At 37.7% G+C, this 14,312-nt stretch carries 13 protein-coding genes; all 13 read left to right on the forward strand.

From position 1 onward, the window contains the following. Window positions 1–1,059 (forward strand): LIC12162 family protein (locus OEY64_07145; GenBank protein MDH5542724.1); only part of this gene is annotated, 1,059 nt, incomplete at its 5' end. Window positions 1,060–1,172: 113 nt separating this feature from the next. Continuing rightward, window positions 1,173–2,675, forward strand: a complete 1,503-nt coding sequence (locus OEY64_07150; GenBank protein ID MDH5542725.1) for a lipopolysaccharide biosynthesis protein — start codon at window positions 1,173–1,175, stop codon at window positions 2,673–2,675. 155 nt (window positions 2,676–2,830) lie between these two features. Then, complete coding sequence (locus OEY64_07155; GenBank protein ID MDH5542726.1) at window positions 2,831–3,862, forward strand: class I SAM-dependent methyltransferase; 1,032 nt, start codon at window positions 2,831–2,833, stop codon at window positions 3,860–3,862. Beyond that, window positions 3,862–4,611, forward strand: coding sequence for a hypothetical protein (locus OEY64_07160; protein MDH5542727.1), 750 nt, complete (start codon window positions 3,862–3,864; stop codon window positions 4,609–4,611). Before OEY64_07155 ends, OEY64_07160 begins: the two co-directional genes overlap by 1 nt. Further along, window positions 4,604–5,365: a methyltransferase domain-containing protein gene (locus OEY64_07165; GenBank protein ID MDH5542728.1), complete on the forward strand. Its 762-nt coding sequence runs from the start codon at window positions 4,604–4,606 to the stop codon at window positions 5,363–5,365. The genes OEY64_07160 and OEY64_07165 overlap by 8 nt, the downstream gene beginning before the upstream one ends. 19 nt (window positions 5,366–5,384) lie before the next feature. Further along, entirely contained in the window at window positions 5,385–6,500 is a 1,116-nt protein-coding gene (locus OEY64_07170) for a DegT/DnrJ/EryC1/StrS family aminotransferase (GenBank protein MDH5542729.1), read from the forward strand. A gap of 19 nt (window positions 6,501–6,519) precedes the next feature. Beyond that, window positions 6,520–7,287: a glucose-1-phosphate cytidylyltransferase gene (rfbF, locus tag OEY64_07175; GenBank protein MDH5542730.1), complete on the forward strand. Its 768-nt coding sequence runs from the start codon at window positions 6,520–6,522 to the stop codon at window positions 7,285–7,287. Window positions 7,288–7,298: 11 nt separating this feature from the next. Continuing rightward, the gene (gene rfbG / locus OEY64_07180; GenBank protein MDH5542731.1) at window positions 7,299–8,387 is read left to right on the forward strand and encodes a CDP-glucose 4,6-dehydratase; all 1,089 of its coding nucleotides are present in this window, start codon (window positions 7,299–7,301) and stop codon (window positions 8,385–8,387) included. A gap of 5 nt (window positions 8,388–8,392) precedes the next feature. Then, window positions 8,393–8,842, forward strand: a complete 450-nt coding sequence (locus OEY64_07185) for a dTDP-4-dehydrorhamnose 3,5-epimerase family protein (GenBank protein MDH5542732.1) — start codon at window positions 8,393–8,395, stop codon at window positions 8,840–8,842. A gap of 224 nt (window positions 8,843–9,066) precedes the next feature. Further along, complete coding sequence (locus tag OEY64_07190) at window positions 9,067–10,500, forward strand: hypothetical protein (GenBank protein MDH5542733.1); 1,434 nt, start codon at window positions 9,067–9,069, stop codon at window positions 10,498–10,500. A 144-nt stretch (window positions 10,501–10,644) separates the two neighbouring features. After that, window positions 10,645–11,850, forward strand: coding sequence for a hypothetical protein (locus OEY64_07195; protein MDH5542734.1), 1,206 nt, complete (start codon window positions 10,645–10,647; stop codon window positions 11,848–11,850). A gap of 124 nt (window positions 11,851–11,974) precedes the next feature. Continuing rightward, window positions 11,975–13,336, forward strand: coding sequence for an MBOAT family protein (locus tag OEY64_07200; protein MDH5542735.1), 1,362 nt, complete (start codon window positions 11,975–11,977; stop codon window positions 13,334–13,336). Window positions 13,337–13,344: 8 nt separating this feature from the next. Next, window positions 13,345–14,268, forward strand: coding sequence for a glycosyltransferase (locus OEY64_07205; GenBank protein ID MDH5542736.1), 924 nt, complete (start codon window positions 13,345–13,347; stop codon window positions 14,266–14,268). The last annotated feature ends 44 nt before the right edge of the window (window positions 14,269–14,312 follow it).

Below are 14,312 nucleotides of genomic sequence, written 5' to 3' on the forward strand. Positions count from 1 at the left end.
ACTCGAGAAGCGCAGTTGCCAAATTTATCAGTTGATATGGATAAAAGGGAGGTGCAGCTGAAGCATGAAACGAAAGGGGAGTTCGAGGAGCTTTTATGGAAAATAATCTCCGAGCAGATGCCGGCAGCATACCTTGAAAATTACACCGAGATAAAAACTCTGGCACATAATGTATATCCTCAACAACCTAATCTTATACTTACTTCAACTGGATGGTATGGTGATGATATTTTTAAAATATGGGCAGCTGAAAATGCAGAGCGTGGGGTGAAATTATGTGGTTTTCAGCATGGAGGTCACTATGGTACCGCATTATATAATTCAGATGAATCTCATGAATTGAAAATTTATGATCGCTATTATACTTGGGGGTGGAAAACTGAGGGTAATGGAGAAACAAAAATACTGCCTGCTCCAAAATTTGAAAAGAGCAAGAAAGGGCTTTCCGCAAACCCAGAAGGAAAGCTGTTGCTGGTGCTGGGAGTTATGCCACGCTATTTTTATCTTTTGTATAGCGTTCCCATTTCAGCTTCAGATGTTCTTGAATATTGGAATGACCAGTATAGGTTCGTACGATTTCTTAATGAAAAATGCAAGGAAAGTCTTTTAGTCCGTACTTACACTCATGATTACGGATGGAGCCAGAAAGAGAGGTGTAAAGATGAAATGCCTGGCATCAACGTATACAACGGAAATATTTCACTATCGGAGCAATTGCGTGAGGCACGGCTTTTTATCGGTACATATGAAGCGACTACCTATCTAGAGACCTTCTCTAGTAATTTCCCGACAATACTTTACTGGAATCCAAAGCATTGGGAACTTAGAGAATCGGCCAAGCCTTATTTTGATAAATTGAAAAGAGCAGGAATATTGCACGATTCACCTGACTCAGCTGCAGAAAAAGTGAATGAAATATTTCCTGATGTGAAAGGCTGGTGGAATTCAGATGAAGTCCAGAAGGCAAAAGACGAATTTTGTATCCGCTTTGTAAATACGAGTGATAAGTGGATTGAAGAATGGAAAAGCGAGATTATTACTTTCGCTAATAAAAACTAAAAAATAGTTGCGAATATAGCGAATTCAAGAATAGAAAACAGCAACGTTTATTAAAATACAATAATTATTTAGTGCAAATTAAATCTGTCAAGTCCCGTTTTGCCCTGTCAGTAATGGCAAATCTATTTCGCGGATTCCTCTCTTTTGTTACTGGAATAATAATTGCCAGGAATTTGGGGCCTGAGCAGTATGGTAATTTCAGCTTTTTGCTAGGAACTTTTATTGCGGTAAGGCAACTGTTGGATATGGGGACTTCAAGTGCATTCTATACGTTTATTGCCAAGAAAAAACAGCCCGGGTTATACATAGTAAGCTATTTTGCCTGGCAGGCGATGCAATTCGTTTTAGTGGTAGGCGTAATTATTTTGATTCTGCCTCGAGAATGGTTTGAAACATTATGGGGAGGGCATGAAAAGCAGATCGTGATAACAGCATTTACTGCTGTTTTTATGCAGCAACAGGTTTGGCAGACAGTTTTAATGATTGCTGAATCCAGACGGTTGACATATGTGGCGCAGTTGCTGAACTTGGGCATTTCCGCGGGACATTTAATGCTTGTATCAGCATTGGTTATTTCCGGGGAGATCACGATTGAAATATTATTTTATCTGATTGTCGGAGAGTATCTGGCTGGAATGATAATCGCCTATAAACTGCTCGGGGGGACTGGAGATAAAGATAAAATAGAATTTGATTTCAAGAAAATGCTTAGTGAATATCTTGTTTACTGCACTCCGCTTGTCATTTACATGTCACTGGGATTTCTTTATGAATTTGCCGACAAATGGCTATTGCAGAATTTTGGCGGGGCCGTTCAGCAAGGTTTCTACGGTATTAGTTATCAGTTCGCTTCCGTAAGCCTAATAGCGACAATGTCAATGTTGAAGATATTTTGGAAAGAGATGGCAGAAGCCAAGCAGAATGAAAATTTGGAAAGGATGAAAAGTTTATATAGAAAAACATCGAGATTTCTATTTTTCATCGGTGGATTTATTAGTGGGCTTCTCATTCCCTGGAGTGGTGAAATTGTCAAACTTACGCTTGGCGCTCCCTTCATCGCAGGAACAACGGCACTTGCCATTATGTTTCTTTATCCGCTACACCAGTCTATGGGGCAGATAGGGGGAACGATGTTATTGGCTACTGGTCAGACCAAGGCTCAGACCATGCTGGGGGTAATATTTATGAGTCTTAGTATGCCGGCAACATATTTTGTGCTTGCTCCCAACGATTCGATAGTCCCCGGACTGGGTATGGGGGCGAACGGAATGGCAATTAAGATGGTTGTTATGAACATTTTAAACGTTAATCTCATTGCTTGGTGGATTTCAAAATATTTCAAATGGGATTTTGATTGGTTTCATCAATTTTATATAACGTTCATGGTGCTGGCTGTAGGGTATTTTGCATATTATGTCGCAAACGGAATAGTCGGAGTGGAATCATATCTGATTCTCAGAGTTGCAATTTCGATAATAGTTTATTCTCTTTTTATCGGTATTATTACCTGGAAAAATCCAGCATCAATAGGTTTTGCCAAAGAAGAAATTAGAATTATGTTTTTTAATATATTCTCTAAAATAAACAAGCCAGGCAGGGATGTTGTGCAAATTTAGGTTGTCAGCAGGAAGGTTAGAAGAATTGCGTCACTCACACAACTATGATAGCATTCTGCGGTATTTGAATAGGCAGAATATGAAGACTCCTTTTGCCAATTTTCTATTCAAACAGAATTAAATAATAACTTCATTTATTAAAGGACTATTTACAAGTGACGGAAATTATCAAAGAACTATCAGAAATATATAAACAAAGTGATGAAGGGATTTTTATAGTTGACGATAGCGGCTATTGGTCAAATTTGAATAGAGATGAAAATGCTGCGTTAATTGAATCCCTTAAAATAAAATCTCCCCGCGAAGCGATTAAAGAGTCGCCAATGCCTCAACTTGAGACCGTAATATTCTCACCAAAAAGACCGGCCGGACTGGAGCTTTTAAAATTGAAAGGAACTGAAGTCTGCATAGATTTCGGGTGTATGTGGGGAGCACTGACAATACCCCTAGCAAAGATGTCAAAATTCGTAATGGGAGTGGATCAGACTATTGATTCTTTAAGGTTTCTTATGGCAAGGGCGAGGTCGGAAAAGCTTGAAAATGTAGCGACAATGTGCAACAACCTGAAGAAATTTCCGGAACTTAAGAACAAAATAGATGTAGCAGTAGTAAACGGGGTATTGGAATGGATACCCGAATCAAATCTGGTAGAATTAAAAAACTATTTTGGTAAAAGTGAAAAAAGAGAATATTCAAAAAATCCAGGCGAAGAACAAAAGGAATTTCTAAGAAATGTATTAAATAACCTTAAAAAAGATGGTAGGCTCTACCTTGCAATCGAGAACCGGTACGATTTCAAGATGTTTTTTGGCGCACCGGATCCTCATGCGAATATATTGTTTGCTTCCATTTTGCCGAGGCGAATGGCCAGCATTCTTTCAAAATTCAAACTAAAACGACCTTATGTAAACTGGCTTTATTCCTTCAGAGGGATAAAAGAGCTTTTGTTGGAAACCGGATATGCTAAAGTCGACCTGTATTGTTGTTTTCCTGATTACCGGTATCCAGAGAAAATATTTCCATATGAAAATGGTATTAGTGATTTCAGCGGAGTCATTTCACCGCGCAATTCTAAAGGTAAATTAACATTAAAGAGAGCATTTGTCAGGGCAGCCGAATTGATAATATTCAGGTACCTGAAGTTGAAATCCTTATCGCCATCTATAATTGCAATAGCACACAAGTAATGGAACTTGTAAGAAACTGTTCACATGGAAGCGACATAGTCACTTATTTTGAAAAACGCGGGAAGCAAATTAAAGTCATTAAAACTTCACTTACGAAGGAAGGAAGAGAGAATTTAAAAAAAGAGATAGAAGGGCGGCTTTGGTATTCAAGGCAATTAAATCATGAAAATAAAAGCGTACCCGCTACTGTTGTCATAGATTCAGCTCATTATATGCGTATCGAATATGATTACTTGCAAGGAGTAAAGGCAGATTGCAGGAAAGGATTGGTTCCAAATGCCGGGATATTGGAAAAACTTGTAGGGCATTACGCCAGTATATGGCCGTATAACAATGGTGAAAGTACAACGCTTCACGGAGATCTTTCAATTGATAACGTAATAGAAGGTGATGGCTGCATTCGCATTATTGATTGGGAGCACTTTCGTGAAAGTTCAACATTTTGGGGATATGATGCATTATACGCAATTTTTGAAACTTTATGGTTTGGGATGCGGGAGCGAGCCAAGCCACAATCAAGAGAAATAAAAATAATTAAAAAACTTATAAGTATTTTAAATTCAACATCTTTTTTACAACGAGACAACAAGGATAAACCCTTGATGTCAGTAATTGGATATTTGCAAAATAACAAGGCAATGTGGGGTGAACAACTAGAAAAATGCCCAAATAAACTTCCGGTTTTATTATACTCCAAAGAACAAGTGTCACTTATTGATCACATGATATCTGAAAAGGATAGTGATTAACGTGAGACGGTTGTATCAACAAGAATGGCATGGGATACGATTTGATTCTTTCGCAGAAGTTTCATCAAGCCACCTTGCAAATGGTGAATTCTATAAATTGTTTTATAGCGTCTTTTTTAAAAAATATCGCAATTGGCAGGAATTGGATGAAAATTGGGTCAAGCTTAAAAAGGAGACGATGAATTTTATCAAAAATCGTATTGGTTCGGATAAAAATAAATCAATTCTCTCAATTGGATGCGGTCTCGGTCTCATAGAAGGTTGGTTGGTTGAGGATGGATATGAGAATTTGGAAATTTCAGAAATATCCGAAATTCCGATCTCCTGGATAAGCCAGAAAATCCCAACCGAAAAGAGGCATATTGGTTTATTTCCAGCGTGTGTGCCTGAGAATAGAAAATATGATTATATTTTGCTAGTAGCAGTCGAATATTTTTACAACGATAAAGAATTGAGAAAATTTCTGGCAGATGTTAAGAACCTTCTTGTACCAAGTGGGACATGTCTTCTTATTTCATTCCCGGATGAGGATAATGGCCTACTTTATTTAATGATTGATACGGCGAAGGAGTATTTAAAACGCATCTTAGGAGTATTAGGTTTAAGAAATATTGGCCAATTTTGGGGATACGTTAGAACTCCTGCTGAACTCGAAGCCTCAATGAAGAGCGCAGGTTTTAACGACGTAACTGGAACCTTTATCGATACGAACACCTCTTGGAAAAATTATAGTGTTGTTGGACGCAATAATTGAATAATAGAATGAATCGAAAATGATCAGATTATCTAAGTCGATTGTCGGTCAGATTGAAGCTGAAGCAGTGGCAAAAGTAATTTGTGAAGACGGATACCTCGGCATGGGAAGCGAGGTGAAGCTTTTCGAGGAAGAGATAGCAACCTTCATAGGGGTCCCTGCGGAAAACATATGTTGTGTAAATTCAGGAACAGCAGCTTTGCATCTGGCAGTTCAAGCGGTAACAGAACCGGGCGATGAAGTGCTGGTTCAATCTTTAACTTTTGTTGCTTCCTTTCAGGCAATAAGCGGTGCTGGCGCTGTGCCGATACCTTGTGAAGTATTACCTGAAAGTATTACGCTAGATATTGAAGATGCCAGGAAGAGGCTTACAGAAAAGACAAAAGCTGTGATGCCGGTTCACTATGGCAGCAATCCCGGTAACCTTGACGCTATTTATGAATTCGCCGAAAAGGAAAACTTGCGCGTAATAGAAGACGCAGCACATGCATTTGGTTGTAAATACAAAGGGAGAAATATCGGTTCATTTGGTGATATTATCTGCTTCAGTTTCGATGGAATAAAAAATATAACGAGCGGAGAAGGGGGTGCTATTGTAACCTCTGACAGGAATGTTATGGCACTGGCAAAAGATGCACGACTCCTCGGTGTGGAGAAAGATACTGAAATGAGATTCAACGGTAAAAGGAGCTGGGAGTTTGACGTGAAACATCAAGGCTACCGTTTTCATATGAGCAATATATTTGCCGCAGTAGGGAGGGTTCAGCTTGGGCGGTTTATCAGTGAGTTCGCACCCAAGAGAGTGGCAATAGCTGAAAAGTACCGTGAGCTACTTGATGGAGTAAAAGGATTAAAGCTCCTTGAATCGGATTTACGATTCGTTGTGCCGCATATAATGCCGGTGAGGATTCTTGATGGTAACCGTGACGGGTTAAAGGATTATCTGGAGAAAAAAGGGATTCAGACAGGAATACACTACAAACCTAATCACATGTTAAGCTTGTACGGAGATAGAGCCTATGACCTTGGCACTTCGGAAAAACTTTATAGCGAGCTTCTGAGCCTCCCGCTTCACCCTGAAGTAACAGAAGAACATGTAGTCAATATTTGTGAAAGTATTAAAAGCTATTTTTGATGATTTATTAAGGAGTAATATGAAAGTAATTATTCTTTGTGGCGGGCTAGGAACAAGGCTTAGCGAAGAGACGCAAATAAAACCGAAACCGATGGTCGAGATAGGTGGAGATCCTATTCTTAGGCATGTAATGAAAATATACGACAAGTACGGATTCAATGAATTCGTTTTAGCCCTGGGATATAAGGGAGAATATATAAAGGACTACTTCCTCGATTACCATCCCCTTACGAGCGACGTAACTGTGCACCTCTCCTCAGGCAAGGTGGATTATGCAAACCCTACCGCGGAAGACTGGCATGTGAAGATGATAGATACCGGGAAGGACAGCATGACCGGCGGGAGACTTAATAGGTTGAAAAACGTGTTAAAGAATGAAAATACTTTCATGATGACATACGGTGATGGGGTTTCCGATGTAAACATAAAGTCATTGCTTGATTTCCATAAAAAGCATGGGCAGATAGCAACGGTAACGGCTGTGCGTCCACCTGCCAGATTTGGCGGAATGGTATTTGAAGGAGATAAGGTTGTCGACTTCAAGGAAAAACCGCAGACTGGAGAGGGGTGGATAAACGGAGGTTTTTTTGTTTTTGAGAAAAAGATTTTTGATTATCTGCATGGCGATAGTACAGTTCTGGAAAAAGAGCCGCTTGAAAATCTTGCGAAAGATGGGGAACTTATGGCTTACAAACATGAAGGCTTCTGGCAGTGCATGGACACTGTGCGGGACAGGAATTTCCTTGAATCCCTCCTTGAGCGCAATGAAGCGCCATGGACTAAATAGGTAGAGCAGATATGTTTTCAGGTTTATATAGAGGCAAGCGTGTTTTTGTAACTGGGCATACAGGGTTTAAAGGTTCATGGCTTACTGCATGGCTATTAAATCTGGGTGCGGATGTCGGCGGATTTTCCATAGGTGTTCCAACAGAGCCTTCCAATTTCAAAGTTCTGGATTTGGAGAAGAGGATAACGCATTTCGCGGGAGATATCAGAGATAGAAAGTTGTTAGGCGATGCGATCGATAGCTTTAAGCCTGAAGCAATATTTCATCTTGCCGCACAGCCGATTGTCAGGGAATCATTTGCTGATCCTGTAACAACATTTGAAACTAATGTTATGGGTACGATGAATGTTCTTGAATTGCTAAGAACAAGGCCTTCAATTAAAGCTGGAATAATCATCACAAGTGATAAATGCTATAAAAATCTTGGCTGGACATGGGGATATAGGGAAAACGACACTCTTGGCGGGGGAGATCCATATAGTGCTTCAAAAGCCTGCGCCGAGCTGATATTTCACTCTTATTGTGAATCATTTTTGAAGATGGGGAGTACAAGAGTAGCGACTACGCGCGCTGGCAATGTAATTGGGGGTGGCGACTGGGCAGCAGACAGGATTGTACCTGATACGGTGAGAGCCTGGAGCAAAAAGAAATCAGTAACTGTACGGTACCCAAAGGCTACTCGTCCTTGGCAACATGTCCTCGAACCGTTAGGCGGCTACCTTTGGCTTGGCGTAAAACTGCTGGAGGGCCAGGAAAATGTGAACTGTGAATCATTCAACTTTGGACCAATGGCTAGTGTTAACCAGCCTGTTGCTGCTCTTCTTGAAGAAATGAAAAAATATTGGTCAGTAGCTGAATGGGAAATTGAAAAAGTTGATGAATATCAGGAGGCTTCATTATTAAAGCTATCCTGCGATAAGGCTTTAAATGCGCTAGGGTGGGAAGCATCACTTTCATTTGCCGAGACTGTCCGTATGACATGTGAATGGTATCAGGCGTATTATGAAAAAGGTGGTAAAGGAATTTACGATCTCACCATGGAGCAGATAAATAATTATGTAAGCATTGCCTCGGACAAAGGGCTTGAATGGACAAAGTAACCGGGATGAACAAGAGCGGAATCGAAGGACTTCAAATAACACCCCTTAAGCAAATCGATGATGAAAGAGGCTCTGTGCTCCATATGTTGAGAAGCGATTCTGAGATTTATATAGGGTTTGGGGAGATATACTTTTCGTTTGTAAAGCAAGGGGTTGTGAAAGCCTGGAAACGGCATAAAGTGATGACTCAACATTTTGCAGTTCCTGTTGGGAGAATAAAACTTGTTCTATTCGATGACAGGAATGCAAGCAGTACAAAAGGAAATATAGAAATTATCGAGATAGGAAGACCGGACAAGTATGAACTCGTCAAAATCCCACCGCTTGTGTGGTATGGATTCAAGGGGATAGGCGAAGGGGAATCAATGATAGCAAACTGTACTGATATTCCGCATGACCCTGAGGAAGTGGAACGATGCGACATTGATACCTCTGATATTTCTTATGCATGGTAAGTAAAAACTCATTTTTTCCAAATTACCTGGAACCACATGTTTTATTAAATGCATATGTATATGGGGATTAGATACATATTTTGTATTCATTTGATTAACTGTGCTATATGCACAAAATGTATATAATTTAAAAGACGAAATATATGAGTATATTTAAGATCAGATTTTCAAGAATAATAATATTTGGCCTGTTAATTTTCTATGTTGTATGTGGATATATATATTTGAATGTTGAAAATGCGCATATAGTTGATACATATAGCATGGTATTGTTATTTATCATTATAGCGATACTGATTTTATTCCAAGTTGTCCCTAGCAAGTATGACAGGCCTCTTTTCCTTTTATTTTCAATATTCGTTTTCCAGAAGTACTGTTTGTCTATTTTATTTATGCTTTTGCTTCCAGAATATGGAAGGAAGGAAATGGTAGAGGCATATCAGGTATATGACTCTGCGCAATTTAATAGCATTCTTGTATATTGCATATTCGGAACAATATTGCTTGGGTTAGGAACAAAGATAGGCGGAAGCATCGCAAATAAAAAAGTATTTTATGAAAATATAAACTTTCTGGACAGGTTAATGCTGAAAATTAACCCGGCCGCAATATTAATGATATTTCTTGTCTTGTCTTCGTATTCTTTATATTTGAACTACTATTATAGTATTGGAAGGCATTATTCTGCTTCTGTTGACACCGGATTAAACTTCCTCAATATATTCAAAAACACTTCGTGGATATTTTACATATCATTGGCTTACGTATCTTTCTTTTGGGGGATCTTAAAGAGATACCAAAAAAAAATTGTCATATTGACAATTGTATTAATAATAGCAAGTTCTATCGCACAAGGATCAAGGTCATATATTTACGTTTATTTTATTTTGGCAATTTTAATAAAAACTGTTACGGGTGGTGACTTCAAGGTGGCATTTAAAAAAACCATATTTGCGATCTTGATTATAATCACCGCAATAACAAGTTATCCCATAGCTTTAGGTATTAGAAATGCCGGAAGAGCGGAAAACTATTCAGTCGCAAATTTAGCAAAGCAGATTAAATATGCCTATTTTGCTAATGAAAATCCATATGGTGTTATGACAATGGATATTATTTCTAGATTAACAATGATCGAACCGTCATTTAGAATATTAAACGATTTGGAAGTTAACAGCGTTGAAGATAATGTTACAGTAATCGGTGATATTAAAAGGATTATTAATGGAATGGTGCCAGGCGACTTATTTTCTGACGTTATATATCATACCAGACTATATGCATATGTATATCAAGGTAATTATATTCGATACAACACTGTTGAATGGGGATACTATGAATATTGCTATGCTCTTTTCGGTACTTTCGGTGGCCTGATATTTGTTTTGTTTATTTCGGCAGTGCTCGGTAGTATTTGGAAGCTCGCACTAATTAGGAATTATGGGTTTAAATCAATTTTGTTGGTATTTTTCATCATGATTTATTGGACAATGTTAAAAAACATGGGTATGTCATATGTAGTTGCAAATGCTGTTACCGAGATATTTGTATTCTTGTTTTACCTCCCGGTTGCATGGCTTTTATCGCAATTAATGGGCAAGTATTATCTACGCAAAAAGTTATTAATTGTAAATAAAGAGAGAGTCGGACAATTTTGAAATGGAAAGTGATGTTCCAGCTAAGTTTGTTTGGAAATCCACAATCATTTAAATATATTACTAATAATTAATTCGAACAAAATATATTTCCAGCATTAGATGTTTGTAAAAGTAGGTAGTCAGGCTAATTGATTATAGGAAACTATGAAAAGTAATATATTCGCGGTTTTTGGATCAGTTTTTGCTGGGCTATTTGTTTTTATAATATCAACATATAACCTGCAAGATTTTAACTCGGAGGACATAGGGTTAGGAATAAATACCCAAAGTAAATCGGGCTATAGAGATAGCAGATTGATCTCCAGTAATGTGATGGAAGATGTGAACGAGATAGTAGATAATTTTAGATATTACAAGAATAATAATAAATACCATACAGCGCTGCTGCTAGGTGCATCACAGCTACACGCGATTAATGCGTTGCAAGAAAGTGATCTGCTGGCTGTCGAAGTGGCAAATTCGAGAGCTTTTGAAAATTCAGATAGCCTTGTCTATTTTCAACTGTCTAAACCAAATGCAAATTTTCATGATGTGCTAGGGATGTACCTAGCCTTTACGCTGGAGAATAATGAACATCCGGATTATTTGGTTTTGCCATTTGTATACGATGACTTGAGAGAAACGGGAATGCAGAATGATGTTATTAAGCATTTGCCAAACAATATACAGGAGATATTGCCATTTGAATCCGAAGGGACTAATCAAATTATTTCCTTGGCAAACCTAGAAAATAATGCGGTTTCAATTGGAACTGACGATCCGGTTAAGGATATTACGATGAGTAACTCGCCTCAGGATGCAGTGGAAAAATATATTATTCGGTCCCTTGAGGGATTTTCAAAGTCGTATGAAAAACGCGGTAATTTGCAATCGTGGATTGAGTTTCAAATGAAATACTATTTCAGGAAAACAAAAATAGGAATTAAAAGGATCTACTTGGCTAGCACAAATAAACATTATATGCCGATAGAACATATACAAGATAAGATCTCGCATTGGAATATAAAAGCCTTTATATCTTTATTGAAAATTACCAATTTTAACGGGGTAAAGGTATTTGTTTACCGTCAACCTCATAGGCCGGATAAGCCTGAGTATTTTATGCATAACAGGAAGGAGTATGATCGATACTTTGCTTACATCTCTGAATTATGTATTGAAAATTGCCAGGTAATCGGTGATTTTGAATTGCTGGTTCCAAGTGAATACTATGGATTAAATATTGATGGTTTTCCAGATCCATTTCATTTCCAGGGGATTGGCCATAAGTTGCTTGGAGAGAAAATTCACACTTCCTTGAAAGCTCAAATTCAGCTTTCCTCAATAAATAGACACGTAGTATCTCGATGATTTTATATAAGGGCGCTGCAAATTAATGTTGTTTAACAGTATAACCTACATCCTGTTTTTATCGTTTGCAGTGTTTGCTTACTGGAATTTACCGTATAGATATAGGATTACCTTTCTGTCCGGTATGAGCCTTTTGTTTTATTCCTTTTGGAGAGTAGAGTTTTGTCTATTAATTATATTTTCTGCAGGCGTAGATTTTATAGCGTCGCGAAAAATATATGGTTCTGAAGACGAAAGAAAAAGGAAGATTTATCTTGCAATAAGTCTTGTTACCAACCTAGGTCTGTTAGCAATATTTAAATACACATACTTTGTATATGATAATATAAGCTTCATTGCAACTCAGGCAAATTATAGATTCCCTTCGTTTGATTCTATTGCGATTAAGATAATTTTGCCTCTAGGAATATCTTTTTATACTTTTCAAACTATTAGTTATACGATTGATGTCTTTCGGAAAATAGTGAAACCAATAGACAATTTTAATTTGTTTCTTGCTTATGTCATTTTTTGGCCGCAATTAATTGCAGGTCCTATCTTACGATTCGGTGAGGTAGTTCCTCAGCTTGTTGAAGAAAAGAAGTTTATGCCAGAATTGGCAAGTTCTGGAATTGTTTTAATTATTGTAGGGTTATTCAAAAAGGTAGTTTTGGCTGACAATTTAGCGATATTTGTTGACGCAGGTTTTGAAGCATCTGTATCTCAATTGAATGCTTTGGATATATGGTTGCTGTCTTTTATGTTTGGATTTCAAATATATTTTGATTTTTCAGCATATTCTGACATTGCTATAGGCTCTGCAAGACTTTTAGGTATATATTTTCCAGATAATTTCAACTGGCCCTATATGGCAGTATCACCAAAGGAGTTCTGGAATAGATGGCATATTTCACTTTCTTCATGGGTTCGTGATTATCTGTATCTGCCTATAATTGGAGAGAAATTTAGAACAGACAGTAAGGGCGGAATAGGAGAGGCGGCAGTATCAAAAAAAAGAGACAGAAATAAAGCTCTGTTTGTAACTTGGATGTTAATGGGATTGTGGCATGGAGCAAATTGGACATTTGTGCTATGGGGTATATATCATGCCGTCTTTATCTTTATATACCGAGTGATCAAGATATTCAATTTTCTTGAACGGAAACTTCCGGTCATTTCGTGGTTATTTACTATTTTTGTAGTTATGGCAGGCTGGATTTTGTTTAGATCTGAAAATATTTCAGAATCAGCTGCCATGTATTCAATATTGCTAAATCCCAATAACTATTCGCTCAACGGGCGAATCTTTCCACTCCAGGATTATTTCATGGTATTTGTGTTGATATCCACCATGGTTATCATGTATGAAATATGGAAGAAAAACATAAATAGATATTTTGATTCAATTGGTTGGGTTTTCACTAGATACGCGGCAATTGCTGTAATGATATTTTTTATTGCTGTCTATCTTAAGCCGGTTCAACAATTTATCTATTTTCAATTTTAATATATCATATGGCTCCCAAAGTAAGTGTCATCATAAACTGTCTTAACAGCGAAAAATATCTCCAAGAGGCGATAGACTCCGTTTATTCCCAAACATGTACTGATTGGGAAATTATATTGTGGGATAATGCTTCTACCGATAAAACAGCGCAGATAGCAAACAGTTACAAAGAAAAACTCAGGTACTATAGAAGTGAGGTAACCACCACGCTTGGCCAGGCAAGAAACAATGCTTTGGAAAAGGCAAACGGAGAATTGATAGCGTTTTTGGATAGTGACGACATCTGGATGCCTGAAAAGCTGGAGAAGCAATTACCATTGTTTGGAAATCCAAAAGTCGGGATTGTTTATTCTGATGCGCTATATTTTAACAGTAATGGTTATGCCAAGAGACAGCATGGCAACAAGATTCCAAAACAGGGAATGGTTTGGGAAGAACTATTGAAAAATTATTCAATTACATTATCGACTGCTGTGGTTAGACGTTCAGCTATAAACACTTTGAGTTATTGTTTCGATGAATCATTCAATTTTATTGAGGAATATGATCTTTTTCTACGTTTAGCGAAGAACTGGAATGTCTGCTATTCGCCAGAAATGTTATGCAAGTACCGAATGCATGAAAAGAATTATTCGTTTACGCATACAGAATTATTTGTAAAAGAAAAAATGGTATTATTACAAAAATACAAGGAAATATACGAGGATTTTAAGGGAAAGAATTATGAAAGAATGGCCGTTATCATCATGCGTACTGTAGCAAAAAATCAATGGGCAAGAGGTGATAGTAAAGGGGCACGATCGATAATAAAAGAAGTTATGTTTAAAGATGCCAAATCAATGATGTTATATTTTGCCTCATTTGTTTCCTACAAAATATATTTAGCTCTTAGAAAATATTTGTCTAAGCGCCCATTTCTAATTAATGATTAAGTTGACTAGGCGTTTATGGTTCAGCGTATCTGGTATCATACTTG

It is taken from the genome of Nitrospinota bacterium (genome assembly GCA_029881495.1).
GTDB lineage: Bacteria > Nitrospinota_A > UBA7883 > JACRGQ01 > JACRGQ01 > JAOUMJ01.